Genomic DNA, 26,755 nt, shown 5'->3' on the forward strand with positions numbered 1-26,755 from the left:
CTTCAGGAGTTCAGGCCAGGTTCGGTACGTCGATCCGGTCGATGTCCGGGGCGTAGCCGTCGCCGCTGTCGAAGGTGACGGTGTTGGTGCCCGCCTTCAGATCGAGCGGCACGCTGACCGTCTCGACGGTTCCCCAGTCGCCCGTGGAAGGGAACTTGTGGCCGACGGCCCCGCCGCCGTTGGCGGAGACCCGCACGGACCGCGCGTCACCGCTGACGTAGGCGATGTCGACGACGTACCGTCCGGCCTTCGCGACCTTGACGCCGTTCACGGTGAGCTTGCCGCCGAGGTAGAGGTTGCCGACCTTCCGGGCTCCGGAGCAGGCACCGCAGTCGGCCACCGAGGCGTTGCCGACAAGGGTGTTGGCCGGCGCCTCGGCCTCGTAGGCGGTCCTGGTCAGGACCGGGCCACCTTGCGGCGTGACGGTGAACAGCCGTGAGCCGTGGGCGGGCAGCGCCTGCGCGATCCTGTCCCGGTAGGCGCCGAGGTTCTCGCGGTTCCAGAGGTCGCGGACCTTCGCCTTGCCGGTGAAGCCGAGGACGGACCAGTCGGCGGTGACGGACGCGGGTGCCTCGCCGAGGTTGAACAGGGCGACGGTGAAGCTGCCGTCGGGGTTCCTGGCCGCCCAGACCTGCTGGTCGTCGGAGGGGGTGACGGGCCGGGCGGGCGGGGTGGCGCCCTGGTTGACCGCGATGACCTCCCTGTTGGTGAGCAGGGAGAGCCCGTAGGGGTCGAGGCGGGTCAGGTCGTCGCCGGTGTAGAGGGGGGTCTTGGCGATGGCCCAGAGGGTGGCGTAGCTCTGCCGTTCGGCTTTGGTGAGGCCGTCCATCTCGCCGTTGCCGACGTTGAGGGAGTCCAGGTCGTTCCAGCCGCCGGGGCCCACGTGCCGGGTCCAGGCCGGGGTGTCGTCCCAGCGGTCCTCGACCGAGTTCTCCCAGGTGACGAGGGTGTTGCAGTAGCACTCGACGTCGGTGTCGATGCGCCAGCCGTTGGAGTACCGCTGCCAGTCGGCGGCGTGGCCGATGTCGAGGGACCAGGACAGTTCGAGGTGGATCGGGCGTCCGGCGGCGGCGATCGCCCGCTGCCAGGCGGCGACGTCGGCGACGTTGTCGTAGTTCTCCCCGCTCTTGAAGGAGCCGGGTCCGACACCGTCGAGCTTGAGGAAGTCGTAGCCCCAGTCGGCGAACAACTGGGCTTGTGAGTCGATGTACTTCTGGGCGCAGGGCCGCGAGAAGTCAATCTTGTACGCGCTGTCCCACCCGTTGGTGGTGCGCAGGTCGCCGTAGACGATGTCGGCGGTCGTGCAGCCGTCACCGTTCCAGACGGGCACCCCTCCCCCGCCGTACGCCTCCTTCTCCAGCCCGACGGGCAGGTAGATCCCGGCCTTGAGCCCCTTGGCGTGCAGGTCGTCGGCGACGGCCTTCATCCCGCGCGGGAAGCGCCCGGGGTCGGCGGCCTGTCTGCCGTAGGCGTCGAAGCGGGGCTTCCAGTCCAGGTCCCGCCACCAGCCGGCGTCGATGTTGACGTACTCGTAGCCGTACGGCTTGAGCTTGGCGGCAAGGGCGTCGGCCTGCTTGAGGACGTTCTTCTCGGTGAGATAGCTGTAGTCGCCGTCGGGGTTGAGCCCCGGGTACTTGGAGGACTGCATGCTCCAACTCGTCCAGCCCATGTACGGCTTGGCGGCGAGCGGCGCCGAAACGCCCTGCACGGCCGGGGAGTCGGTAGCCGTGGCGGCCGGGGTGAGGGCGGCGAGGCCCGCGGTGAGGGCGAGGACGAGCAGAGTACTGGCGGTGCGGCGGGCGGGGTGGGGGGACAACCGCATGGGAACTGCCTCCGGATCACTGAACGTTGGCCGTTATGGCGTGCGCATGACATTCCAGAAGTGCGGCCGGGCTCACCCCCGCCCGTCGCGGGAGTCCGCCCGGATGAAGGACTGGATGGCGGTGGCCGCCGCCCCACGCGCCCACTCCTCGAAAGGCAGCGGACACGTCGTGACGTCGCAGCGGGCGGCGGCACCGAAGGCGGACGCGGCGAAGGCGCCCTTGATCTCGGCGGCGAACAGGTCGTAGGCGGCGAGGCCTTCACCGGAGATGATCACCCTCTCCGGGCCGAGCAGGTTGACCACGGCCCCGATGGCCCGCCCGATGACGGCACCCGCACGGGCGTACACCGCCCGGGCTCCGGGGTCGCCGCGGTGGGCGAGTTCCAGGGCCTGGGCCGCGTCCGCCACGTCGATCCCGGTCTCGGCCCGGACGTCGCGCACGATCGCCGACTCCGAGGCGACGGCCTCCACACAGCCCCGGTTGCCGCAGTGGCACCGGGGACCGGCCGGGTCGAAGGAGAGATGCCCGATCTCACCGGCCACGCCGTGCGCCCCGGAGACCACCCGGCCGCCCACGACGAGCCCGCACCCGATCCCGGCGCCCACGGTCACCAGCGCGAAGTCGGCCAGCCCCACCCCGGCGCCGAACCACTGCTCGGCGACGGTGAGCGCCCGGACGTCGTTGTCGACGGTGACCGGCAGCCCGACGGTCATGGCGGCGAGGTTCGCGAGCGGCACGTCCCGCCACTCCAGGAAGGGCGAGTACCGCACCAGCCCCTCCGCCCGGTCCACATCACCGGAGACGGCGATCCCCACGCCCTTCACCGGCGCCCCCAACTCCTCGGCCTCGGCGAGCAGTTCGAGGACGAGACCGGAGAGGGTGGCGAGCACGCCCTCGGCCCGCCGGTCACCGAGCGGAACACGCCGGGCGACCCTGATACGGCAGCACAGATCCGCCAGTACGGCGATGATCTCGTCGCCGGTCACCTTGACCCCGAGGAACAGCGCACGCCCACCGTCGACCCGCACGAGGTTGGCGGGCCGGCCGAGCGCCCGCCGGTGCTCGTCGTCGGCGTCCTCCAGCAGATACCCCAGCTCGATCAGCGGCCGAACGGCCTTGGTCACGGCGGCCGGTGACAGGGCGGCCCGCCGGGCGATCTCGGCGCGGGTGAGGGGGCCGTGGGAGAGGACGATGGTGAAGATCTGGGCGGCGGCGGGGGTGTGGGCGGGAAACGCCTCGGCGGGCCGGGACGCCTCGGAGGGGGTGAGCGGGGGCGGACGCATGGCCGGGAACTTAGGCCGCATTCTTTTCTGTTGTCAATAAAAGAAGCACGATTCCTGTGAACTCGCTGTCCCCTCAACGGGAGTTGGAGTGCCGTCAGCCGGTCAGCGTCTTGAGCCGCCGGTGGTGCCAGACGACCGGGCTGCGGTCGTCGTCGGCCCGCATGGCGAGCACCCGCAGCACGATGATGTCGTGGTCGCCCGCCGGATAGGTGTGCTCGATCGCGCACTCCAGCCAGATCGGCGCCCCCTCCAGGAAGATCGCGCCGGACGCCGCCTCCTGGGTGCCGAGGCCGGCGAAGCGGTCCTCCTTGCTCCGGGAGGCCAGTTGGCGGGTCTTGGCGCTGTGCTCCTCGCCCAGCACGGAGACTCCGAGCGTCTCGGCGCCGGCCAGCAACGGCCAGGTGGTGGAGGTGTGTTGGACGGCGAGGGAGACCATGGGCGGCTGGTAGGAGACGCCGACGGTGAACGACGAGACGATCATGACGGTCGGCTCGCCGTCGACCCGGGCGGCGACGGCGGCGACCCCCGATGGGAACCCGCCGAACGCCTCACGCACCTCTTCGGGGTCCGAGGTGAACCCTTCGAGCGTGGTCATCGTGCCGCCCCCGCCTTCGCCGCGTCGAGCACGGTCCGGCCCCAGCGGCCGGTCCAGCGGACCAGTGAGTCGTCCGTCGTGTAGGTGGAGTCGAGCTGGTAGAGGCCCTGGGCGGGGCAGATCGCGCCGAGTTCCACCAGGACGGGTTTGAGGGTGAGTTCGGGGGCGAGCGCGTGTGCGGGTCCCGCGCCGAGCATCAGGGGCAGCGCCACCTGGCCCGCGAGTCCGGTGTCCGTGGGGAACCGGTCGAGGAACAGTTTGAGCAGCCCGGTGTAGGTGCCCTTGTACGTGGGCGACGCGGCGATGACCACATCGGCGGCGCGTACTCGCTCCACGGCCGCGCTGACCTCGGGGTCGTCCCAGGCGAGCAACCCCGCCCCCAGCTCGGTGACTTCGAGGACCGCGCAGTCCAACCCGAGGGCGGCGGCGAGGCGTTCGGCGGCATCGCGGGTGCGCGAGGCGGCCTTGGGGTTTCCGACGACGGCTATGGCCTTCATCAGGCGACTCCTGTGGGTAGTTCGGACGCGGCGGTCGTCGCCGTGTCCGGTGCGGGTGGTGCCCCCTTGGGCGGGTCGACGCGCAGCAGCAGGGCGGAGAGCAGGCTGAGCAGCCCGACGGCGGCGAGCGAGCAGAGGGCGGCGGCATAGCCGTACGCGGTCAGGAGCACGGCGCAGACAGCGCTGCCCAGTACGGCGCCGAGTTGCTTCATGGCGTTGAAGGCGCCCGAGGCCGCGCCCACCTCGTCCGGGGCGACGGTGGTCACCGCCGCGATGGACAGGGGCGACCAGACGAACGCGTTGGCGACCCCGTACAACGCGAAGGCCGAGGTCAGGGCGGCGACCGGGGCATCGGCGGCGACGAGCGCGGCGGACGCACCGACGGACAGGACCAGCGCGCACGCGCCGACGACCGCGACGGCACGGGTTCCGACGCCGTTGTTGAGCCGGGCCGAGACGGGAGCGCCGAGCACGCACACCAGGCCCATCGGGATCAGGGTGAGCGCCGCCTCGCCGGGAGACAGCCCGCGCTCCCGCTGGAGGTACAGCATCACCGGGATCATGGCGGACCCGGAGCAGAAGGCCGCTGCGGCTGCGCCCCAGGTCGCGGTGACGAAACCCCGGGTGCGGAGAAGAGAGACCGGCACCAGGGCGCGGGCCCCGTGGCCGCGTTGCAGCCAGACGACGGCGGCGACGGTCAGCGCTCCCGCGCCGGCCAGCAGCCAGCGCGGCACCCCCCACACGTCCGCGCCGGTCGCGTCGGTGCCCTGGACGCCGAGGACGAGTGCTGCGGCTCCGGCCGCGTTGGCGCAGATCGCCCAGACCGGGATGGCCGCCGCCTGGCGCGGCAGGGCGGGCACGAACACCGTCACGGCGGCCATCGCGGCGACGCCGACGGGGACGTTCACCCAGAACACCGCGGGCCAGCCGCCGACGGCGACGAGGAACCCGCCGACCAGCGGCCCGGCGGCCACGGCGGCCCCGCCGACCGCGCCCCAGACGCCGAGGGCGACGGCCAGGCGCGGCGGCCGGAACAGGGCCTTGATGAGGGTGAGGCACTGCGGGGTCATCAGCGCGGCGCCGACGCCCTGCGCGACCCGCCACACGATGAGCGCCTCGATGCTCGTGGCGAGGGCGCACAGCAGCGACCCGGCGGTGAAGACGGCCAGTCCGACGAGATGGACGCGCCGATGCCCGTAACGGTCGCCCAACCGCCCCGCGATGACCAGGGGAACGGCGTAGGCGATGAGATAACCGCTGTTGACCCACATCGCGCGGGCCTCGCCGGTGTGCAGCCCGTCGATCAGCGCGGGCAGGGCGACCGAGGTGACGGTGCTGTCGAGCAGCAGCATGAAGAAGCCCGTGCACAGGCTGGCGAGGGCGAGCCAGTCCCGTCGCTCGCTCCCTGCGGTCATGTCACACCGCCAGGTTCTCGCGCAACGTGGCACCGGCGACAGGGGCGGCGAGGGCACCTCGGCGGCGCAGTTCCGGCAGGAGCAGCTCGCTGATGTCGGCGAGACCGGAGGGCATGGCGAGCGGGCTGGAGAGCATGTAGCCGCCGCGCGACCCGGTCGCCGCGAAGTTCTCCTGCAGCGCGTCGGCGACCGACTCGGCGTCCCCGACGATGCTGTGGTCGAGCCCGGTCGCCCGGCCCCTGCCGTGGTCGAAGAACTCGTCGCGGCTCATCGTCGACTCCTCCCCGAACTCCGCGACGAGCGAACCGACTAGCCCGGCGGGGGACGCGTTGGCCGCGAGGAGTTCGTCGCGCAGCTCACCCAGCCGGAAGGACTCCGGGAGCGTGGAGAGGTCGTAACCCATGTTGTGCGAGAGGTGGATGGCGACGGTCTCCTCGTTCCAGAAGGCGTGCACCTCGTCGCGGCGCGCCCGTGCCTCGGCGGCCGTGCGGCCGACGATGACCTGGGTGGCCCAGAGGATGCCCGTGTCGGCCGGGTCCCGTCGCTCGGCGAGGAGTGCCTCGTCGAGGAGTCGGCGATGCCGCTGCTGGGAGGCGAGGTTGCCGCCGAAGCCGAAGATCAGGTCGGCGAAACGGGCCGAAGCGGCAATGCCACGGGGCGAGTTGCCTGCCTGGACGATGAGCGGATGGATCTGCGGACCCGGTACGGAGGCGAGCGGCCCCTTCACGTCGAAGAAGCGGCCCTTGTGGTCGATCGGGTGCACCTTGGCCGGATCGGCGAACCGGCCCGTCTCCCGGTCGCGCACGATCGCGTCGGGTGCCACGGAGTCCCACAGCGCACGGCAGACCTCGACGAACTCCTCCATGCGCTCGTAGCGCAGATCGTGGTCCATCAGCTCGCCGAAGCCGTAGTTCGCCGCGTCCGCGCCCCTGGTCGAGGCGACCACGTTGAACGCGATGCGCCCGCCGGTGACATGGTCGAGGGAGTTCAGCAGCCGGGCGACGTAGAACGGGTGCATGAAGGTCGACGAGTACGTCAGCCCGAAGCCGATCCGTTCCGTCACCGTGGCCATCGCCGCGATGACGGGTGCCATGTCGTGGCGCGGCCACTGGATGCCCCACTCCACGGCAGGCTCGATTCCGCCGCGCCAGGTGCTGGGGATGCCGCTGCCGTCGCCGAAGAACAGCAGGCCCACACCGGCGCGTTCGGCCGTCCGCGCCAGTTCCATGAACATGCGTACGTCGGGGAAGTCCAGCCCCACCCAGGAGCCCGGGCGGGCCCAGGCTCCCTCGGTGTGGGTGAAGGAGAGGTCGAAACCTATGTGCATGCCGCTCATCGCGAGTTCCTCTCCCACAGCGCGGTGACCTCGTCGGCGTCGGCGAGCACGGCGACGTTCAGCGCGAGTTGCTGAAGTGCCGCCGCGTTGACGTCGAGGTCGTAGGCGGCCGTGGCGTCGCCGGGCACCACGACCGGCCAGTCCAGCTGTACGGCGTCCTGGGCGGTGGCGTACACACAGCACTCGCTGGTCAGCCCCACCACGGTCAGCCAGCCGCAGCCGGCGGCGCGCAGCCGGGCGTCGAGATCGGTGCCGAGGAACCCGCTGTAGCCCCTCTTCACGACGCGCTCCTCACCCTCGGCGGGCCGCATCCGGAACCACTCGGCGCCGTCCGTACCGACGCGGCAGGGCTCGTCGGGGCTCATGGGGGCGTCGTAGTCGCCACCGCGCAGCCAGTTGCTCGCCCGCCAGGGCCGGGCCGGATCACTCCCCAACTCCACCCAGATTACGGGTACTTGGGCGGCGCGGGCGGCGTCCACGAGGTGTCCGATGCGGGTGACGGCCCGGTCGAGAGCGGTCAGGGCGGAGTCCGTGAGGCCGTAATCCGTCAGCCGGTCCGGATCGGCGAAGTCGCGCTGTACGTCGACCACGAGCAGGGCGGGCGCGCTGCCGGGGCGGGAGAGGTGGGCGAGCTGTCGGGCCCGCAGGTCGGTGCCGGGCATCAGGCCGTCACCCCGTCGCGGGCGCGCAGTTCGGGCAGTACGGTCTTGCCGAACAGCACCATGTCCTCGTCGTACTCGGGGAAGATCAGCATCAGCCCGTCGAGGTCGGCCTCGCGCACGATGTACTCGATGTGGTCGGTGACCGTGCGCGCCGATCCGGCGACGTACGGGGTCTGGAACGCGGCCTCGCCGTCCGCCCCGTCGGCCCAGGCACGGGCCTGCTCCTCGGGAATCCCCCAGGCCCGCCGCATGTGGACCAGCGCCTCCCGGTCCAGGCCCGCGCCCCACTCCCGCACCTTCTGAGCCGCGAGTTCGTCGGTGTCGTCCTGTACGACGGTGAGCATCGAGTAGGTCTTGCAGACCCGCCCGGCCGCCCGCGCCCGCTCGTGGACGTCGGTCGACAGTTCGCGCATCTCGTCCAGGCTCTCGGCGGCCAGGAACGCGCCGTCGGCGTACTTGGCCTGGAAGCGGCGGGCGTCCTCGGAGCGGCCGGCGCTGATGACGGTGGGGCGGACCTGGGGGCGCGGCCGGGACTCGCAGTCGACGAGGTCGAAGTACGGGGTGCGCAGGGTGACGGAGTCCTCGGTCCACAGGCGGGTGACCGCCTCCGTCCAGAGTTCCGTCATCCGGTAGCGGTCGGCGTGGGTGAGCTTCGGGTCCCACTCGCCGAACTGCTCGAACTCCTCCGCGTAGGAGCCGTTGACGATGTTCAGTCCGGCCCGGCCGCCGGAGATGTCCTGGAGGGTGGCGAACATCTTCGCGGCGACGGCCGGGTTGTGGACGTTGGCGTGCAGGGTCGCCCAGATCTTGACCCGGCTGGTCGCCTCGGCGATCGCCGCCATCATCGTCATCGACTCCAGGGAGCGCCCCCAGTGGTCGGTACTGCCACCGAAGCCGCGCCACTTCGCCATCGACATGACGAAGTCGAGGCCGATGTTCTCGGCGTGCACCGCGGCACGCCGGTTCCAGGCGTAGTTCGCCTCGGGGTGGGGCGCGGTCGTGGACAGCATCCAGCCGCCGTTCCCGATGGGGAGGAAGATTCCGTACTCTTTCGTGGGCACGTTGCGGGCCTTTCGTGGGCGGTGCGGGGGAAGACGGTCACGGGGCGGGCCAGACCAGCTTGTCCCCGTCGTGGACGTTCTTGACGAAGGACCCGTCGAACCACTTCTCGGCGCCGGCGGGAGTCACCGCACCCGTCACGATGTCGAACTGGCGCAGCATCTCCACGATCCCCTTGACGTTGGCGGTGTCGATGCCGCCACGCGGCTGCCCGGGCGTCGGGCTGCTCTTCACGATCTGGGTCTCGGTGTTCCAGATGGTGGTGTTCAGCTTCTTGTCGTACGTCGGCCCGGACAGGTCGGCCGCGTAGCCGACGCACTCGGCGGTCTTGGTGGCGTCGGCCGTGCAGTAGTCGTAGGCGTGCAGCGCGGCGCGCAGGATGTCCTCGACGGCGTGCGGGTGCTTCGCGGCGAACGCCGGGTTGACGGCCATCGCGCCGAGCGAGCCGGGGACCCCGAAGTCGGACGGCTGCCACACGGTGACCGGCTTGCCGGCCGCCTTGAGCTGGTTGGGCTCGTTGGAGACGAACCCGGTGAGCGCGGCGAGGCCGCCCTGTCGGCGGGGCAGTACGGAAGGGTCGTAACCCTGCTTGACGAGCTTCAGCGAGTCGTACTTCACCCCGGCCTTGACCAGCATCGCCCGGACGGTGGCGGGCATGTAGCCCTTGTGGCCGACGACCTTGCCGTCGAGCTGGGGCAGCTCGGTGATGTCCTTGTTGGTCATCAGGATGTCCAGGCCGGAGTTCGAGTACGAGGAGATGCCGGTGATGTCGATCCCGTTGGCGCGGGCCTGGATCACGTCCTGCTCGGAGACGGGGCTGACCGTCGCCTGGCCGCTGGCGAGGAGTTTGGTGCTCTGCGCGGTGTCGCCGGTGCCGGGCTTGAGGGTGACGTCGAGGCAGAGGTCCTTGAAGTAGCCGAGCTTGGCGGCGGCGATGTATTCGAGGATCGATACGGACGACTGGTACTGGTAACCGGACAGGTACGTGATCTTTCCGGCGGCCTTGTTCTCGGCGCAGCGGCCGGCGGAGATCGCGGAACCCTGGGTGCCCTTCGAGGAGCCGCTGTCGGAGCCGGAGTCGGAACCGCATCCCGCGACTCCGGCTGTCATGGCGAGGGCGGCGGCACAGGCGAGGGAGGCTCTGATGCTGAGGCGGGAAGGCATGGGTGACTCCAGACTGGCGGTGGCCGCCGGGCGAGGGTGTGGTGGGACTCGGCTGTGGGCGTCAGCCGTATGTGTGTGCGGTGAGCCGTAGGTACGGTGAGCAGTGGGCGCGGTGAGCGGGCCGGTCAGTCGTGCGCGCTGTCGTGCCAGTGCAGGACGCGGCGTTCGACCAGCGTCACGGCGAGCAGGAGCAGTACGCCCATGACCGCCAGGACGGCGATCGAGGCGTACACGACCGGTAGTTGGTTCATCGAGGACGCCACGCTGATCGCGGTGCCCAGGCCGCGCGCCGACCCTGCGGCGGACATCTCGGCCACCACCGCGCCGACGATGGACAGCGGGAAGACGATCCGCAGCGCCGCAAAGAGATAGGGCAGCGCGTTGGGGACGCGGACGTGCCAGAGCAGTTCCGCGCGGCTCGCGTCGATCGTCCGGTACACCTGGAGTACCTGCTGCGGGACGGAGCGCAGTCCGGCCGAGACGTTGATGAAGATCGGGAAGAAGCAGATCAGCGCCGCGATGACCAGCTTGGGCGTCGGGCCGAAGCCGAAGGCGACGACGAGCGCGGGCGCGATGGCCACCAGCGGGGTCACGTTGAGTACGACCGCGATCGGCATGACGGCCCGCCGCAGCGGCGGGAGTTCGCTGGTCAGGACGGCGAGGACGAACGCGGCGGCGAAGCCCGTCGCCAGACCGGCCGTCGCCTCCCCGAGGGTGACCATGGCGTTTCCGGTGTAGTAGCCGAGGTCGGAGCTGAGCGAGTGGCCGATGTCGGACAACGGCGGCAGCAGATACGGCAGTTTCTCCGCGCCCCAGTGCCACAGCAGCGCGAGCACGGCCACCATCAGCACGAACGGCGCCCATATGGCGGGCCGGACCCATGCGATACGGGACCGGGGGTGGCGGAGGCTGTAGCGGGACGGTTCCACGGGCGGTCGGCCGACGGTGGCGTGCTCCGTGCGAGCGTCGACCACAGTCATCTCACTCACCTCGCCGACCTCCCTCACCCCGCTCACGCCGCTTCCCGGTGCCACGCGCTGTGCAGGCGGTCGCGGACCAGGTCCTCGTACTCGTGGAAGCGGCGTTCCGCGAAGAGCCGGTCGTTGCGTGGCCGGGGGAGGTCGATCTCGATCGTGTCGACGATCCGGCCGGGCCTCGGGGCCATCACGACCACGGTGTCGGACAGCCGTACGGCCTCGGACACGGAGTGGGTGACGAACAGCACGGTCGTCTTCAACTCGTCCCAGAGGTCGAGGAGTTGGTCCTGGAGGCTCTCGCGGGTGAACTCGTCCAGCGCCGAGAAGGGCTCGTCCATGACGAGTACGTCGGGTCGCAGGCCGAAGGCCCGGACGATCGCGGCCCGCTGCCGCATTCCGCCGGACAGCTCGGCGGGAAGCTTGTCCATGGCCTCCCCGAGGCCCGCCTTGACGAGGAGTTGGCGCATGTCGGGCGCGTTCGTCGTCCGCTCGCCGGAGCCGGTGATCCGCTCGCGCCGGCGGGCCGCCCGCTTGTTGATCCGGTGCGGCAGGGTGACGTTCTTCAGCACCGACAGCCAGGGCAGCAGGGCCGGGCTCTGCGGTACCAGCCCGATCATCTTCGCCGCGCAGGCCCGGGCCGGTGGAACGCCGTGCAACCGGATCTCGCCGTGGTCCGGTTCCTCAAGGCCGGCGGCGATCCTGAGCAGGGTCGACTTGCCGCAGCCGCTGGGCCCGATGAGGCTCACGAAGCGGCCTGCGGGCACGGTCAGTCCGACGTCGTCGAGGGCGATCGTCGCCGAGGGCCCGAACCCGTAGGTCCGGTGCACCGACCGCAGTTCGAGGGCTGGCGTACCAGTCACCTTCACGCTCCCATCCATGTTGCGAGCACGAAGGCCCGGTCCTGGAAGTCGGAGAGCGTGCGTGGCGAGTGCGAGAACTGCCACGCGGAAATCCGCTTAGGTGTTCCCGACGTTAGAAGCCCTGTGTTTCGTCAGGAGCCACCACTCTGTTTCGCTCAGGTCACACCGCGCCGAGCGGTCTGACGACCCCGTCGCCGCCGAACACATGGACTTCGATGCCCAGATCGGCGGCGGCGCGCGCCACCCAGCCGCCGAGGGCCTGCACGATGACCTCGGTGACGAGGAGCACGGTCCGCTCGGTGGTCGGCAGCGAGGCGCGCAGCCAGAGCAGCTTGAACATGTCCGCCATGACCTTGTTGCGGAAGGCGGGCTTGTAGGCGCCCTGGTTGCCGACGAGCTGGACGAGCACCCGCCCGTCCACGTCGATCCCCTCGACCTCGACCCGGCTGCCGTCGGGCAGCATGAGCGGCTTCGGGCGCAGCACGATGCCGAGCCGGGCTTCGAGGGCGAGCAGCATCCGGCGCTCGATGGACCCGTCGGTGAACCGGCTCCACTCGGTGGGGGCGTCAATAACTGTCAGAGGCACGTACAGAAGCTTAGGAAAGGTCCGTTTCGCTGGTGTTTCACGCGCCACAGGTTGCCTCCGTCACCTTGTTTACTTCACCGCAACCCATCATTGGATCCAAATATCTATGGTGTGGATCCTTGAAAGCAGTCTTGATGGGTCGCCTTGCAGGCTGACGGAAAGGCCGGGACCGGAGCATGACACGACACGGTGTACGGCGGATCGTGCCGCTGCTGCTCGGCTGGGAGGAACTCCCCAAGTCGGTCTCGGTGTACGGCGCCCCGTACGAGGAGCGGCTGCGCGAGCCCGTACCGGCGGTGCTGCTGGAGTGCGACGGCGGCTGGCTGCTGCTCGACACCGGCTTCAACACGGCCCTGATCCGGGACCCCGCGCTGCGCCGCCGCTTCTACGGCTCCCCCAACTACCGTCCGATCCTGCCGGGCCCCGGCGAGCCGCTGGAGGAGGCCCTGGACGCGGCCGGTATCCCGATGGACGCGATCCACGCGGTGGCGGTCAGCCATCTGCACGCCGATCACGCGGGCGGGCTGAAGCACTTCGCGGGGCGGGTGCCGGTGCACGTGCAACGGGCCGAGCTGGCCTACGGGTTGTCGGGGCGGCCGGAGGTGGAGCGCAACGCGATCTTCCGGGTCGACTTCGACGATCCCCGTATCGACTGGCGGCAGGCCGACGGCGACGTGGAGATCGCCCCCGGTGTGACGGCCGTACTGACCGCCGGGCACACCCCCGGACACCAGAGTTTCGTGGTCGACCTCGCGGACGGCGGCGGGCTGGTGTTCGCCTTCGACGCCGCCGACCTCACCGAGAACATCGAGCACGAGCGGCCGATCGGTGCCTCCATCGGGGTCGATCCGGAGCAGACGCTGGAACCGATCCGCCGGCTCAAGCGGATCGCCGCCGAACGCGGCTACGAACTCGTCCCCGGCCATGACCCCGTGGTCTGGCCGGAGTTGATGCGGCGCCGGTTCACACGGCTTTAACTCCCGGGACACGAGGAGGATTTCGTGACCCCCGAAGCTCATATTGGATCCAATCCAGCACACATTAGATCCAGTTTCCGAGGATCGGTGCCCAAGGAGGCCCACATGCCGGACCGTTCACATGGATCGCTCTCGCCCGGTTCCACCACGCCGGAGGTCTCGCGTCGCACCATGCTCAGGGGTGCCGGACTCCTCGGCGTGGGAGTCGGGTTCGGGCTCCCCGCCCTGCTGAGCGCCTGCGGTGCGGCGGCCGACGACGCGGAGGGCAGCGGGAAAGGCGGCGGCACGCTGACGCTCGCCATCGACGCCACGAGCGCCGTCAACGACCCGGCCTTCTACACCTCGTTGGGCGACTGGATGGCAGTCGACTGCATCTGTCGCGGGCTGACCTTCATCTCCTTCGAGACCAACGAGCCCACGCCCGACCTGGCCAAGAGCTGGAAGATCTCCGACGACCAGCTGACGTACACCTTCGCCCTGCGCGAGGGCGTCAAGTTCCACGACGGCACCACGCTGACCTCGGCCGACGTACTGGCCAGCCTCGGGCGGCAGTTCGACGAGAACGACAAGACGCTTCCCAAGGGCGGAACCCGGCCGCTGGCGAGCCTGGGCACCAACGTCGCCTCGCTGACCGCCGAGGACGACCTCACCGTGAAGATGGTCCTCAAGCAGGCCGACCGGACGGTGCTCGGCCGGCTGTCCGACATCGGCGGCCGGATCATCTCCAAGGCCGCCCTGGAGAAGTACGGCGCCGACATCGGCAAGCATCTCGTCGGCACCGGCCCCTTCGCCTTCTCCTCCGCCACCTCCGGTCAGGCGATCACCCTGGAGGCCTTCGACGGCTTCCGGCTCGGCAGACCGCCCATCGACCGCCTGGTGCTGCGCCAGGTCCAGGACCCGTCGGCCATCGTCAGCTCGCTGCTCAGCGGCGATGTGTCGGCGACCCAGTTCACCCCGTACTCGGCCGCCGACCAGCTGCGCGGCGACGACTCGGTCACCGTCTACGACACCCCGCACAGCGCCGACGCGATCATGATGATCGACGCCCGCCGCATCCCCGAGATCAAGGTGCGCAAGGCGATCAACCTCGCCGTCGACCGCAAGGCCATCCTCAGCCAGGCCTTCTTCGGCATGGGCAGCGAGCCGAAGGGCTACACGATCCCGCCCGCCCAGAACGGCTACGACACCGCCCTCGCCGACCTGAGCACACAGAACGTCGCCCAGGCGAAGCGGCTCGTCACCGAGGCCGGTGCCGGGGGCCGCACGATCCGGATCATGGCGGCCAGCGACTCCTGGCATCCGAAGGCCGCCCAGATCATCGCCCAGAACCTCACCGACGTCGGGTTCAAGGTCGAGACCACCTCCGTCGACCCGGCCACCTACTTCGGCCGTCTCCTCGACCCGGACGACAAATTCCACGACCTGATGATCTGGGAACGCAACACCTACGTCCCCGACGCCAACGACATGGTCGGCGCCATGGCCAGCCCCACCGGCATCTACGGATCGGCCATCACCGGCATGGACACCCTCGACGGCGTCGACTCCCTCGCCGACGACCTGTTCGCCGCCAAGAACCTCCCGGACGGCAAGCAGCGCACCGCCGCCTACACGAAGATCCAGCGGCGCTGGGCGGAGGAGTACATGGTCCTGTCGATGCTGGCCTGCTTCACCAACCTCGTCGTCAGCGGCTCGAAGGTGAAGGACATGAACACCAGCGCCCTCTCCAACCACCGGTGTTACATGGAGAAAGCGAGTGTCTGACGCGGCCGTGGCCACCGTTGTGCGCAGGCCGTCCGTCGTGGCCGCCCTGCGCAGACGTCGCCTTGCCCGGACCTGGCCGGCCGTCCTGTCCTGGCTGGTCCTGGCCGCCGTACTCCTCGTGGCCGCCGTCGGCCCGCTCCTCGTCCAGGCCGACCCGCTGCGCCAAACCCCGTCCGCACTCCTGCCGTTCGGCTCCCCGGGCCATCCGCTCGGCACCGACGACCTGGGCCGCGACGAGCTGGCCCGACTGGTGCACGGCGCGCGCCCACTGCTGCTCGTCTCCTTCGCGGCGACGGCGCTGGCCGCCCTGGCGGGCACGGCGATCGGGCTCGTCGCCGGGTACGCGGGCGGTGTGGTCGAACAGGCCCTGATGCGCCTGGTGGACCTCGCCCTCGCCTTCCCCTCGATCCTTCTCGTCATCCTGCTGGTGGCGGCGGCCGGACCGGGCACGGTGAGCCTGATCGTCGGCATCGGCGTCTCGCTGGCGCCCGGGCTGGCCCGGCTGGCAAGGGCGTTGACGGCCCGCGAGGCCGCCCGCGACTACGTCGTCGCCTGCCGCCTCGGCGGCACAAGCACCCCGCGCATCCTCGTACGGGAGCTGCTGCCGAACATCGCGGGCCCGATGCTCGCCCAGGTCGTCATGACACTGTCGATCGCGGCGGGCTTCGCCGCCGGCCTGTCGTACATCGGCCTGGGCATCCAACCTCCGCAGCCCGACTGGGGATACATGGTCCAGGCGGGACAGGAGTTCCTGTACTCCGCGCCCCGACTGGTCGTCCTCCCCGCCACGCTCACCCTGCTGTTCGTCGTCGCCTGCAACTTCGTGGGCGACGACCTGCGCGACGCCCTCGATCCCCGGGGGACGGCATGAGCGCGTCCACGCCTTCCCTCGCCCTTCGCACGCACCTGCCCAAATGGGCTTCCGGGACAGCCTTGTTGGTCGTACGACGGCTGGCGGCCATCCCCGTCGTCCTGTTCGCGTTGGCCACCCTCGTGTTCCTCGCGATCCGCCTGCTGCCCGGCTCGCCCGCGACCTCGCTCTCGGCGGGCCGGGGCGACATGTCCGCGGTCGAGGTGTCGGCGAACGAGGAGCGAGTCACCAAGGCTCTCGGCCTCGACGAGCCGCTGCTCACTCAATACGGCCACTTCCTCGACGACTTGGTGCATCTGCGCCTGGGCACTTCCTTCTTCGGGTCCAACAGCGTCCTCGGCCTGCTCGGAGACGCCCTCCCGGCGACGATCGAGCTGACCCTGGCCGCGATGACGATCGCGGTCGTCCTCGGTGTCGTCACCGGGGTGATCGCCGCGCTGCGCAGGGGAAGTTGGGTCGACACCTCGACTCGGGTCGTGGCCACGGTGAGCTTCTCGCTGCCCTGGTTCGCGCTCGGGGTGCTCGGCATCGTCGTGTTCGGCGTGTGGCTGCGCTGGCTGCCGGTCCTGGGCCGTATGCCCAGCTCGCTCGACTACAACCCGACGACCAACTTCGTCCTCCTGGACGCGATCCTCCAGAACCGCCCCGAGCTGGTGTGGCCCTGGTTCCAGCATCTGATCCTGCCCGCCGTGACGCTGGCCCTGTCGATGGCCGGTTTCATCACCCGCATCGTGCGCGCGTCCGTCCTGGAGGTGCTCGGCGACGACTTCGTGCGCACGGCCCGGATGAAGGGCCTCGGCGAGGGCGCGGTCGTCCGCCGCCATGTGCTGCGCAACGCCTGGCTGCCCATCGTGACGGTCCTGGGGCTCCAGTTCGGTTCGCTGCTGGGCGGTTCGGTGATCACCGAGACGGTCTTCTCGTACGCCGGTGTCGGCCGCCTCCTCGTCCAGGGCGTCCTGCAACGCGACTACCCCGTCGTGCAGGGCGCCGCCCTCGCCATCGCCCTCCTCTTCACCCTCGTCAACCACGCGGTGGACCTGCTCTACACGGTCCTCGATCCCCGCATACGGAAAGGATGAGCCGCATGGACATCGTGCTGGTCCACGGCGCCGGCGGACGGCCCACGACCTGGTCGGCGGTGGAGCCCCTGCTCACCGCACTCGGCCACCGGCTGTTCACCGTCACCAATCCGATGACCTCGCTGGGGGACGACGTCGCCCACACCTCCGCCGTGCTGTCGGAGACCTGGGGTCCCGTGCTGCTCGTCGGGCACTCCTACGGCGGCGCGGTCATCAGCAACGTCGGCCGCGATCCACGGGTCAAGGGCCTGGTGTACATCTGCGCGTTCGGCCCGGACGAGGGCGAGACCGTCAACGAGATCGTCGAGCGGTACGAGGACGCCGAGATCTCCAAGTACATGCGGCGCGGCCCGAACGGCGAGTGGAAGTCCGAGACGAGCCCCGAGTTCTGGGCCGAGATCGGCCCCGACCTCTCCCCCGAACAGCGGGTCATCGTCGAGGCGGAGGGCCGCAAGGCGGAGAACCTCATCTTCACGCAGCCGACCGGCGTCCCCGCCTGGCGGACCCTGCCCAGCTGGTACATGGTCGCCGACGACGACCGCACCCTGCGCCCCGAGATCCAGCGGGACATGGCCGAGCGGATGAAGGCGACGGTCGAGCACGTGCCCGGCAGCCACTACACAACTCTCGTGTGGCCGCAGCGAGTTGCCGACCTGATCCACACGGCCGCACTGGCAGTCGGCACCGCCTCATGACGGCCGCGCTCGAACACCCCCCGGTCCAGGCCGTGTCGGAGCCCGTACTCGAAATCCGTGACCTGCGTGTGCAGTTCGACGTCCCGGCCGGGCGGCTCCCTGCGGTGGACGGCGTCGACCTGACCCTCCGGCAGGGTGAAGTCCTGGCCCTGGTGGGCGAGTCGGGGTCCGGCAAGTCCGCCCTGTCGATGAGCCTGGTCGGCCTCAACCGCGGCCCGCGCACCCACATCACCGGCGAGGTGTCCTTCGGCGGCCGTGACCTGGTCGCCGCCTCGGAACGTGAACTGCGCGCGGTCCGGGGCAAGGAGATCGCGGTCGTCTTCCAGGACGCCCTGGCCGCGCTCAACCCGCTGCACCGCGCGGGCGCCCAGGTCTCCGAGATGATCCGCGCCCACCGAGACGTGCCACGCGCTCAGGCGAGGGACCGCGCTGTGGAGCTGCTGGGTGAGGTCGGGATCGCGAGCCCGGACCGCGCGGCCCGCTCCTACCCGCACCAGCTCTCCGGTGGTATGCGGCAGCGCGTGATGATCGCCATGGGCCTCGCGAACGACCCGGCCGTGCTGATCGCCGACGAGCCGACGACCGCGCTGGACGTCACCATCCAGGCCCAGGTCCTGGCGGTCCTCAAGCGGGTGCAGCGCGACCATGGCACCTCGGTGCTGCTGATCACCCACGACCTGGGTGTGGTGTCCGAGGTCGCCCACCGGGTGGCCGTCATGTACGCGGGCCGGATCGTGGAGCAGGGCCTGCGGGACGAGGTGCTGTTCAACCCGCAACACCCTTACACCATGGGCTTGTTGGGCTCCGTTCCGCCGATCGACGGTCCGGTGCTACGACGGCTGCCCGCGATCTCCGGGAGCCCGCTGACCGGGGTGGAGCGGCCGTCCGGCTGCGCCTTCGCACCCCGGTGCCCGTTCGTGCACGACGCCTGTGCCGAGCGGCCGGAGCTGCGACGGCGGCATGGTGGGGACGGGCATGTGGATGCCTGCGTACTGCCCGGCGCCGAGCGCACCGAGGCCCGTACCAAGGGGGGCACCGAATGAGCGCCCCGCTCGTCTCGGCCCGCCGACTGCGGGTCGAGTATCCGGGGCGGGCCGGGGGCAGGGTCAGGGCGCTGCGGGACGTCGACCTCGACATCCTCCAGGGCGAGACGCTCGGTCTGGTCGGTGAGTCGGGGTGCGGCAAGTCGACGCTCGGGCGGGCGCTGCTGCGGGTGATCGAGCCCTCGGCGGGCCGGATCGAGTTCGCCGGCGCCGACCTCACCCGGCTGCGGGGGCGTCAACTGCGGCGCACCCGGGCCGAGTTGCAGATGGTCTTCCAGGACCCGTTCGGTTCGCTCAACCCGCGCCGCCGGGTCGCCGACATCGTCGCCGAGCCACTGCTGCGGGCGCGCGGCACCACCCGTACCGAGGCAGCGCGGACGGTGGCCGAACTCCTCGACCTGGTCGGGCTGGGCGCGGAGGCCGGGGCGCGCAGACCGCACGAGTTCTCCGGCGGCCAGCGTCAACGTATCGGCATCGCGAGGGCGTTGGCCTCCTCGCCGCAGTTCGTGGTGGCCGACGAGGCGGTGTCGGCGCTGGACGTGTCGATCCAGGCACAGGTGCTGAACCTGCTGTCGGACCTGGTACGCGACCGGGGTCTGACGATGCTGTTCATCTCGCACGACCTGGGCGTCGTACGGCACATCGCCGACCGGATCGCCGTCATGTACCTGGGCCAGATCATCGAGATCGCCTCCCGGGACGCCTTCTTCACCGGCCCCGCGCACCCCTACAGCCGGGCCCTGCTGTCCTCCGTACCGGCGCTGCGGCGGCCCGGCGGTGATCCGGCGCGCGAACGGGAGGTGCTGGAGGGCGAGTTGCCCGACCCGGCGAATCCTCCGGAGGGGTGTCTGTTCCGGACGCGGTGCCCCAAAGCCACGGCTGAGTGCCGTACGCGGATGCCCGAGCTGCGGGAGGTCGCGCCGGGGAGAAGCGTCCGGTGTCATCTGCCCCTGGTCTCCGGCGGCTTCGAAGCAGAGGGCTCCAGCGACGCCGGCAACTCCAGCGACTGCGGCGGCTCGGCGAGCCCAGCGATTAAGGACGTGACGCTTTGATCATCGACGCCTACAACACCACGCAGGACGTCCGGGGCCGCTCGGACTACCTCACCGGCGCGCGCAAGGGCCAGGCCCCGCCGCCGTACACGCCCTTCGATCCCCGGCGCATCCTCGACCGGATGGACGCCGCCGGGGTGGACATGGCGATGGTGTGCTCGCTGGCCCAGCGCATCGAGAACGACTTCATCGCCTCCCTGGTCGCCGCGCACCCCGACCGCTTCTTCGGCTTCGGGCAGGTGCTGCCGCAGGCCGACGACGCGATCGAGGAGATCGACCGGATGGCCGACGCGGGTCTGGTCGGGCTGAAGCTGCATCCGAGCCTGCACGGTTACCACGTGGCCGACCACGGTCTGCTGGACCCGGTGTTCGAGGCGTGCGCGCGGCGCGGGCTGATGGTGATCATCAACGCGCTCGACGACGCGTTCTGCGCGCCCTTCGCGATCGAGGAGATCGCCCGCGATCACCCCCAAGTGGCCACGATCATCGCCCACATGGGCGCCGTCTGGAACGTGCCGGAGGCCATCATCGTGGCCGAGCGGCAGCCGCACGTGTACCTGGAGACCTCCGCGACCCTGCTGAGCGACGTCCGGCGGGCGTACGCACGTCTGGGCCCGGAGAAGATCCTGATGGGCAGCGAGTGGCCCGGTTCCGACTTCGACCTGGAACGGATGAAGATCGCGAAGGCGATCGAGGACGAGAAGGACCGGGCGCTCGTCGAGGGCGGGAACATGGCCCGGCTGCTGGGTCTGCCGGCATGAGCGCGACCGGTGTCGCCCTCGTCTCCGTTCCGCCCTCGATGGGTGTCGAGGACGCCGAACTCCTCTCCACCGCACAGGAGTTGCTGGCGCGGGTGTGGCAGCACGGGCGGCATGAAGTGGCGACCGCGCTGCGGACGGCGGACGGTCGTATCCATACCGGCGTGCACATGGAGGGTTCCTGTCGGCGCAGTTCGGTATGCGCCGAGGGCATCGCCATGGGGACCGCGCGGGGCGCGCTGCCGGGCGGGGCTCCGCTGGGCATCACGGCCGTGGTGTCGGTGCAGATCAAACCGGCGGGCCGGTTCCGGATCATCGCGCCGTGCGGGGTGTGCCGGGAGCTGATCAGCGACTACTGCCCGGACGCCACCGTGTGGGTCACGACGGTCGACGGGGACGAGCCCGTCCCGCTGCGCGCGCTGGACCTGCTGCCCGAGAAGAGCCGACGCCAGTGGTGAGCGACACGACCGCGACGACCTTGACGGCCCCGACGACCTTGAGGAATGACATGTCTACCTTCATCACCGGTCCGTCCGGACGAACCGTCCCCACGGAGCTGGACGTCCCGGACCTCGCCGGCCAACTCGGCGGCACCGGCGCCCCCGTCCTCTGGGAGGAGCTGACCTGGCCGGAGGCCGGGACCGCGGCCACCGCGCAGGACGCCGTCATCATCCCCGTGGGCGCCACCGAGCAGCACGGCCCGCACCTCCCCCTCGCCGTGGACACCCGGATCTGCGAGGCCGTCGCCCTCGGGGTGTCCGCCCTGACGGGGGTCCCCGTCCTGCCGCCGCTCAGCTTCGGAGTGTCCGCGTCCCACGGCGACTTCGCCGGGACGGTGGCCCTGCGCCCCGAGACCATGATCGCCGTCATCGAGGACGTCATCGACTCGCTGTACGCCTCCGGAGTACGGCAGTTCGTCCTGCTGAACGGGCACATCTGGAACAACGGGGCCCTCGACGTCTCGGCCGAGAAACTGAGGGTCCGTCACCGGGACGCGCGGGTGCGGGCGTTGGGGTACGTGACGATGTACCCCGGGCCGGAAGTCGACGGGCACGTCACCTACGGCCGGGCGCTGATGCACGCCAACTTCTTCGAGACCTCGGTCATGTTGCATCTGGCCCCGGAGCTGGTGCGGATGGACCGGGCGACCTCCCATGTCGACGTCGACTCCTTCTGGGACTACCGCATGGACCAGGTCAGCGAGACCGGCGTATGGGGCAGGGACGTGGCCGACGCCGACGCCAAGCACGGGGCCGCCGAGTTCGACCGCTGCGTCCTGACCACCGCACGGGCCGTGTCGGCGGCGGTGGGTGAGCCGTGGCCCGACCCGACCCATCGGCCCGGCGGACGTACGTGAGCCGCAGGTGACTCCGGCCTGGCCCGTACGTGCCCCTGCGTGACCCCTTGCCCCAGAAGGAGCACACCTTGGACCCCAGCACCACCCTCCCCCACCTGCCGGACTGCGAACCCATGCTCATCGGCGGCGACTGGACCACGGGGACCTCGCCGCAGCGGATCCCGGTGCTCGACCCCGCCACCCGCGAGCAGCTCACCACCATCGCCCAGGCGGGCCCGGACGAGGTGTCCGCAGCAGTCGCCGCGGCGTCCGCCGCACACCGCGACCGGCGCTGGCGCGGCCTGCCGCCCCGGCAGCGCCGTGACGTACTTCTGCGCCTCGCTGACCTGGTGGAGCGGGACGCCGAGCAGCTGGCGGTCCTGGACACGCTGGACAACGGCAAGGCCATCGAGCGTGCCCGTGGCGACGTGGACCTCGGTCTGCAGGCCATCCGGCACTTCGCGGGCGCCCCGGCCCGGCTGACCGGAACCGTGCACGCGGCCGGGCCCGACCGGCACGTCTACAGCGTGCGCGAACCGGTCGGTGTGGTCGCCGCCGTACTGCCGTGGAACTTCCCCTTCATGATCGCCGCCTGGAAGATCGCCCCGGCGCTGGCGGCAGGCTGCACGATCGTGGTCAAACCGGCCGAGCAGACCCCGCTGACCGCGCTACGGCTGGCCGCGCTCTGTCTGGAGGCGGGCGTCCCCGAGGGGGTCGTCAACGTGGTGACGGGCGACGGTCGTACGGGGGCGGAGCTGGTCGCCCACCCGGATGTCGCCAAGGTGTCCTTCACCGGGTCCACCGAGGTCGGGCGGCTGATCATGGCCGCCGCCGCGCCGACGGTGAAGCGGCTCACCCTGGAACTCGGCGGCAAGTCGCCCAACATCGTCTTCGCGGACGCCGACCTGGAGGCCGCCGTACCGGCCGCCGTGCGTGCGGTGTTCGGGCACTCCGGGCAGATGTGCACCGCCGGGAGCCGACTTCTGGTCGAGCGGACAGTCGTCAAGGAGTTCCTCGACCTGCTGGTGCCCGCCGTGGAGGCCCTGCGGATCGGTCCGGGCCTGGACGGCGGTGTCAACATCGGTCCCCTGGTCTCGCAGGAGCAGTTCGACCGCGTCACGGCCTATGTCGAGCTGGGCCGGTCCGAGGGCGCCGAGGTGGCCGTGGGCGGCGAACCACTGCCCGGTCCCGGCTGGTTCGTCCGGCCGACCGTGTTCACAGGGGTCTCGCCCGAGATGCGGATCGCCCGCGAGGAGATCTTCGGGCCGGTCGCCGCGATCATCCCGTTCGACACGGAGGACGAGGCGATCGCCCTGGCCAACGACAGCGAGTACGGGCTCGCCGCCGGGGTGTGGACGAGCAGCCTGGCCCGCGCCCACCGCACCGCCGCCGCGCTGGAGGCGGGCACCGTGTGGGTCAACACCTACAACGAGTTCGACCCCGCCGTGGCCTTCGGCGGGATGAAGCAGTCCGGCCTCGGCAGGGACCTCGGCGACGCCGCCGTCGACGGGTTCACCGAGCTCAAGAGCATCACGATCGCCCTGTGAGCGCCCCCGTGACGACCGGCACCACGGCCGCGCCCGCGTCCCCGACCACCCGTACACCGGACGTCGCCGCCGAACGCGCCCGGACCCCCGGCTGCGCCACCGGCCACCACTTCAACGCGGCCGGCGCGGCCCTCCTGGCCGACGCCACCGTCGACGCGGTCATCGACCACCTCCGCGCCGAGAGCCTGTCCGGCGGCTACGAGGCCGCCAAGCACGCGGCCCCCGCCCTGGACGCCGTCTACGCACGCACCGCCCGCCTCCTCGGCGTCGGCCCGGACGAGGTGGCCCTCGTCGAGAGCGCGACGGCGGGCTGGCAGCGCGCGGTGTCGGCACTGCGACTGCGCCCCGGCGACCGCGTCCTCGCCGCCCGCTCCAGCTACGTCAGCTGCGCCCTGCACCTGTTGGCGGCCGAGCGCGACCTCGGCGTCCGGGTGGAGCTGCTGCCCAACGCCCCTGATGGAGCGGTGGACTTGGCGGCGCTGGAGGCGGCACTGCGCGCGAGTCCCACAGCGCTGGTCACGGCGGCCCAGGTGCCGACCTCCTCGGGCCTGGTCGAACCCGCCGCCGAAATCGGCGCGTTGGCGAGGGCCCATGGCGTGCCCTTCCTCCTCGACGCCACGCAGTCGCTCGGCCAACTGCCCGTCGACATGGGCGCCATCGGCTGCGACCTCCTCATCGGAACCGGCCGCAAGTTCCTGCGCGCCCCGCGCGGCACCGGCCTGCTCGCGGTCCGCCGCCCGCTCCTCGAACGACTCGCCCCCGAGGCCCCCGACGTCCGGGGTGCGCTCTGGACCGCCGAGCGCAGCTGGGAACTGGTGCCGGACGCCAAGAGGTTCGAGCTGTGGGAGGCCGCGCACGCCCTGCGCCTCGGCCTGGGCGCCGCCCTGGCCGCCCTCGACTCCCTGGGCGTGGACATGGTCGCCGGTCACCTGGCGAGACTCGCCGCAGGCCTGCGGGAGCGCCTCGCGGAACTGCCCGGCGTACACATCACCGACCCCCCGGCCGCCGGCGGCGCCATCGTCACCTTCGTGCTCGACGGCCTGGACGCCTCCGACGTACAGCGCGAACTCGCCGAACGCCGGGTGCACTTGATCGCGGTACCGGCCGGACACGGGCGCTGGGACATGGATCCCCGGGGACTGACCAAGGTGGTCCGGGCCTCGGTGCACGTCTACAACGACCAGTCGGACCTGGACGCGCTGGTGGAGGCGGTGCGGGAGATCGTGCGGGCGCACGGGACCGACGTACGGGCTGCCGGGCGGAGGACAGTTTCCGAGGCGCCGACGCCGAAGGCGGACGTACGGGACGGACCAAGGGCGGTTACGGAGATGCCGACGCCCCATGTCGCCACCTCGCCCGCACCCCGCGTGACGCCCCATGTCAGCGCCTCGCCCGCACCCCGTGCGACGCCCCGTCCGACCTCCCGCTGCCACGACGCGATCGTCGTCGGTCTCGGTGTCCACGGCAGCGCCGCCCTGCACCGGCTGGCCGCACGCGGACTCGACGTCCTGGGCCTGGAGCAGTACGCGTCGGTCCACGAGCTGGGCTCCTCGCACGGTGCGACCCGGATGATCCGGCGCGCGTATCCCCACCCCGACTGGGACGGCCTGGTGGACACCGCGTACCGGGCCTGGGCGGAGCTGGAGGAGGCCTCGAAGATCCAACTCCTCGACATCACCGGGGGTTTGTACGCGGCGCCGCTGGACCGGCCCGATCCGCTACGCGGCCCCGGCTGTCGACAGGTGGACCCCGAGGAGGCGGCGCGGATCTTCCCGGGGCTGCGACTGCCCGCCGGATTCGGCGCGGTGCACGACCCGGGGGCCGGGATCATCGACGCGCGGGAGACGCTACGGGCCCAACTCGCCCTGGCCGAACGGTCGGGCGCGAGGGTGCTGGACCGTACGCCGGTCCTCGACTGGCAGCCGGACGGCGACGAGGTCGTCGTACGCACCGCCGACAACCGCGAACTGCGCACGCGCCGCCTGGTGCTGTGCACGGGCCCGTGGACGGCGACCCAAGTACCTTCCCTGGCTCAGCATCTGACGGTCACTCGGATCGTGAACGCCTACTTCGCGGCCGACCCCGAGGGCCCGCTGGGCAGGTCCGGTCTGGGCAGCTTCTCGGTGGATCTGCCGCAGGGCCTGCTGTACGGGTTCCCGGCGGCCGACGGTCGCGGCCTGAAGGCGGGGCTGGACAGCGGCCCGGCCTGGGATCCCGACGCACCCCGTCCCCCGGCGAGCGCGGACGAACTCGCCCTGCTCGCCGAGGCGGTGGCGCAGGTGCTGCCCGGGGCCGGACCGGTGACCGAGAGTCTGACGTGCCTGTACACGATGACGGCGGACCGTCGCTTCATCGTCGGCGAAGTACCGGGCGTGCCGCAGGTGTTGGTGGCGTCGGCCTGCTCGGGGCACGGGTTCAAGTTCGGCCCGGCGATCGGTGAGGCGCTGGCCGATCTGGTGTGCGGGACGGCCCGCCCGGACCTTGAATTCCTCTCCCCGGCACGGCTGTTGACGGGTAGGGACCGATGACGAACCCCACGACGGTCACCGCAGCAGAGTCACCCGTCCCACTCACCCCACCCGCCTCAGCCGCCTCAGCCGTGGAAAACGGTCTGGGAACGGCGCTCGTACCAGGCCGTCAGATGCTCGCCCGAGCTGATGACGTGGTCGCGCATGGCGTCGTCGGCGCGGTCGGGGTCGCGGGCGGTCAGGGCTTCGATGATCGCCTCGTGCTGGCGGATGTTCTCCAGCCGGTGGCGTTCGTCGCCGGCGAGGGCGAGCGAGGAGACGTTGCGCGGGAAGCTCTCGTTTATGCGGTCGATCATCCGGCTCAGCCAGGGGTTGTCGGCCGCCACGCAGACCACGGTGTGGAAGCAGTCGTTGGCGGCGGTGGTGGCGGGGCTGCCCCCGGCCTCGCGCTCGGCGGCCTCGTGCAGGACCGCGTTGTGCTCGCGGAGTTCGGCGAGTTGGCGCTCGGTGATGCGGGTGGCGGCACGCCGGGCGGCCAGGCCCTCCAGTTCGGCGCGCACCTCGTACGCCTGGCGCACCTCCCAGGGCGCGGGCACCCGGACGACCGCGCCGCGATGGGGCTGCATCTCGATCAGGCCGCCGTTCTGCAGCTGACGCAGCGCCTCGCGCACGGGAGTGCGGCTGACCCCGAACTCGGCGGCCAGGGCCGCCTGGCGCAGCGGTTTGCCGATCGCCAGTTCGCCGTTCATGATCCGCGCGCGGATGCGGGCCGCGATGTCGTCGACGAGGGGGCCCTCGTCTGTGTGGGGCGTCATCGGAGTCGGTCAAGCCCTTCTCGGGGTCGGTCGGAGGTGCGCGGTGGTGGAGCAGTTTCCCATGCACCCGAGGGCATCCACAGCCATCACTTA

25 protein-coding genes are annotated in these 26,755 nt (G+C 71.0%); 12 read left to right on the forward strand and 13 right to left on the reverse strand.

Annotated elements, in window-relative coordinates; all coding sequences use genetic code 11:
* Positions 1-10: 10 nt before the first annotated feature.
* The 12 genes from CW359_RS09760 to CW359_RS09815 form a co-directional block, all read right to left on the reverse strand.
* A complete protein-coding gene (locus CW359_RS09760; RefSeq protein ID WP_105969421.1) occupies positions 11-1,822 on the reverse strand; it encodes an alpha-galactosidase D in 1,812 nt (603 codons plus the stop codon).
* Positions 1,823-1,894: 72 nt separating this feature from the next.
* Positions 1,895-3,106 (reverse strand): ROK family transcriptional regulator, encoded by a 1,212-nt coding sequence (locus CW359_RS09765; RefSeq protein WP_105969422.1) that lies wholly within the window; start codon positions 3,104-3,106, stop codon positions 1,895-1,897.
* A gap of 94 nt (positions 3,107-3,200) precedes the next feature.
* Positions 3,201-3,701, reverse strand: coding sequence for a flavin reductase family protein (locus CW359_RS09770; protein ID WP_105969423.1), 501 nt, complete (start codon positions 3,699-3,701; stop codon positions 3,201-3,203).
* Positions 3,698-4,198 carry an NAD(P)H-dependent oxidoreductase gene (locus CW359_RS09775; RefSeq protein WP_105969424.1) on the reverse strand — a complete coding sequence of 167 codons (501 nt, stop codon included), beginning with the start codon at positions 4,196-4,198 and terminating at the stop codon, positions 3,698-3,700. Before CW359_RS09775 ends, CW359_RS09770 begins: the two co-directional genes overlap by 4 nt.
* A complete protein-coding gene (locus CW359_RS09780) occupies positions 4,198-5,613 on the reverse strand; it encodes an MFS transporter (RefSeq protein ID WP_105969425.1) in 1,416 nt (471 codons plus the stop codon). Before CW359_RS09780 ends, CW359_RS09775 begins: the two co-directional genes overlap by 1 nt.
* Before the next feature lies 1 nt (position 5,614).
* The gene (locus CW359_RS09785; protein ID WP_105969426.1) at positions 5,615-6,949 is read right to left on the reverse strand and encodes an NtaA/DmoA family FMN-dependent monooxygenase; all 1,335 of its coding nucleotides are present in this window, start codon (positions 6,947-6,949) and stop codon (positions 5,615-5,617) included.
* Entirely contained in the window at positions 6,946-7,611 is a 666-nt protein-coding gene (locus tag CW359_RS09790; protein ID WP_105969427.1) for a cysteine hydrolase family protein, read from the reverse strand. The genes CW359_RS09785 and CW359_RS09790 overlap by 4 nt, the downstream gene beginning before the upstream one ends.
* The gene (locus CW359_RS09795) at positions 7,611-8,672 is read right to left on the reverse strand and encodes an LLM class flavin-dependent oxidoreductase (RefSeq protein WP_105969428.1); all 1,062 of its coding nucleotides are present in this window, start codon (positions 8,670-8,672) and stop codon (positions 7,611-7,613) included. The genes CW359_RS09790 and CW359_RS09795 overlap by 1 nt, the downstream gene beginning before the upstream one ends.
* 37 nt (positions 8,673-8,709) lie before the next feature.
* Positions 8,710-9,834: an ABC transporter substrate-binding protein gene (locus CW359_RS09800; RefSeq protein WP_105969429.1), complete on the reverse strand. Its 1,125-nt coding sequence runs from the start codon at positions 9,832-9,834 to the stop codon at positions 8,710-8,712.
* A 125-nt stretch (positions 9,835-9,959) separates the two neighbouring features.
* The gene (locus tag CW359_RS09805) at positions 9,960-10,814 is read right to left on the reverse strand and encodes an ABC transporter permease (RefSeq protein WP_105969596.1); all 855 of its coding nucleotides are present in this window, start codon (positions 10,812-10,814) and stop codon (positions 9,960-9,962) included.
* 32 nt (positions 10,815-10,846) lie between these two features.
* Complete coding sequence (locus CW359_RS09810; RefSeq protein WP_232838326.1) at positions 10,847-11,671, reverse strand: ABC transporter ATP-binding protein; 825 nt, start codon at positions 11,669-11,671, stop codon at positions 10,847-10,849.
* A gap of 160 nt (positions 11,672-11,831) precedes the next feature.
* Positions 11,832-12,257 carry a hypothetical protein gene (locus CW359_RS09815; RefSeq protein ID WP_105969431.1) on the reverse strand — a complete coding sequence of 142 codons (426 nt, stop codon included), beginning with the start codon at positions 12,255-12,257 and terminating at the stop codon, positions 11,832-11,834.
* Positions 12,258-12,433: 176 nt separating this feature from the next.
* Between CW359_RS09815 and CW359_RS09820 the strand changes: the two genes are divergently transcribed.
* From CW359_RS09820 to solA, 12 genes are all read left to right on the forward strand, one after another.
* The gene (locus CW359_RS09820) at positions 12,434-13,234 is read left to right on the forward strand and encodes an N-acyl homoserine lactonase family protein (protein ID WP_105969432.1); all 801 of its coding nucleotides are present in this window, start codon (positions 12,434-12,436) and stop codon (positions 13,232-13,234) included.
* Positions 13,235-13,339: 105 nt separating this feature from the next.
* Positions 13,340-14,998, forward strand: coding sequence for an ABC transporter substrate-binding protein (locus CW359_RS09825; RefSeq protein WP_105969433.1), 1,659 nt, complete (start codon positions 13,340-13,342; stop codon positions 14,996-14,998).
* The gene (locus CW359_RS09830) at positions 14,991-15,869 is read left to right on the forward strand and encodes an ABC transporter permease (RefSeq protein ID WP_232838327.1); all 879 of its coding nucleotides are present in this window, start codon (positions 14,991-14,993) and stop codon (positions 15,867-15,869) included. The genes CW359_RS09825 and CW359_RS09830 overlap by 8 nt, the downstream gene beginning before the upstream one ends.
* On the forward strand, positions 15,866-16,948 hold the full coding sequence (locus CW359_RS09835) for an ABC transporter permease (protein WP_232838328.1): 1,083 nt from the start codon (positions 15,866-15,868) through the stop codon (positions 16,946-16,948). Before CW359_RS09830 ends, CW359_RS09835 begins: the two co-directional genes overlap by 4 nt.
* 5 nt (positions 16,949-16,953) lie before the next feature.
* Positions 16,954-17,643, forward strand: a complete 690-nt coding sequence (locus CW359_RS09840) for an alpha/beta hydrolase (RefSeq protein ID WP_105969435.1) — start codon at positions 16,954-16,956, stop codon at positions 17,641-17,643.
* Positions 17,640-18,686, forward strand: a complete 1,047-nt coding sequence (locus tag CW359_RS09845; RefSeq protein ID WP_105969436.1) for an ABC transporter ATP-binding protein — start codon at positions 17,640-17,642, stop codon at positions 18,684-18,686. The genes CW359_RS09840 and CW359_RS09845 overlap by 4 nt, the downstream gene beginning before the upstream one ends.
* Positions 18,683-19,738, forward strand: coding sequence for an ABC transporter ATP-binding protein (locus CW359_RS09850; protein WP_232838329.1), 1,056 nt, complete (start codon positions 18,683-18,685; stop codon positions 19,736-19,738). Before CW359_RS09845 ends, CW359_RS09850 begins: the two co-directional genes overlap by 4 nt.
* Positions 19,735-20,499, forward strand: coding sequence for an amidohydrolase family protein (locus tag CW359_RS09855; RefSeq protein ID WP_105969437.1), 765 nt, complete (start codon positions 19,735-19,737; stop codon positions 20,497-20,499). The genes CW359_RS09850 and CW359_RS09855 overlap by 4 nt, the downstream gene beginning before the upstream one ends.
* Positions 20,496-20,954, forward strand: a complete 459-nt coding sequence (locus CW359_RS09860) for a cytidine/deoxycytidylate deaminase family protein (RefSeq protein ID WP_105969438.1) — start codon at positions 20,496-20,498, stop codon at positions 20,952-20,954. Before CW359_RS09855 ends, CW359_RS09860 begins: the two co-directional genes overlap by 4 nt.
* A 50-nt stretch (positions 20,955-21,004) precedes the next feature.
* Entirely contained in the window at positions 21,005-21,853 is an 849-nt protein-coding gene (locus tag CW359_RS09865) for a creatininase family protein (RefSeq protein ID WP_105969439.1), read from the forward strand.
* Between the two features lie 68 nt (positions 21,854-21,921).
* The gene (locus CW359_RS09870) at positions 21,922-23,379 is read left to right on the forward strand and encodes an aldehyde dehydrogenase family protein (RefSeq protein ID WP_232838330.1); all 1,458 of its coding nucleotides are present in this window, start codon (positions 21,922-21,924) and stop codon (positions 23,377-23,379) included.
* A complete protein-coding gene (gene solA, locus CW359_RS09875) occupies positions 23,376-25,907 on the forward strand; it encodes an N-methyl-L-tryptophan oxidase (protein WP_105969441.1) in 2,532 nt (843 codons plus the stop codon). The genes CW359_RS09870 and solA overlap by 4 nt, the downstream gene beginning before the upstream one ends.
* A gap of 65 nt (positions 25,908-25,972) precedes the next feature.
* Here the strand turns inward: solA and CW359_RS09880 are convergent, their stop codons facing one another.
* The gene (locus CW359_RS09880) at positions 25,973-26,662 is read right to left on the reverse strand and encodes a GntR family transcriptional regulator (protein WP_105969442.1); all 690 of its coding nucleotides are present in this window, start codon (positions 26,660-26,662) and stop codon (positions 25,973-25,975) included.
* Positions 26,663-26,755: the final 93 nt, after the last annotated feature.

This window comes from Streptomyces geranii, assembly GCF_002954775.1.
Lineage (GTDB): Bacteria > Actinomycetota > Actinomycetes > Streptomycetales > Streptomycetaceae > Streptomyces > Streptomyces geranii.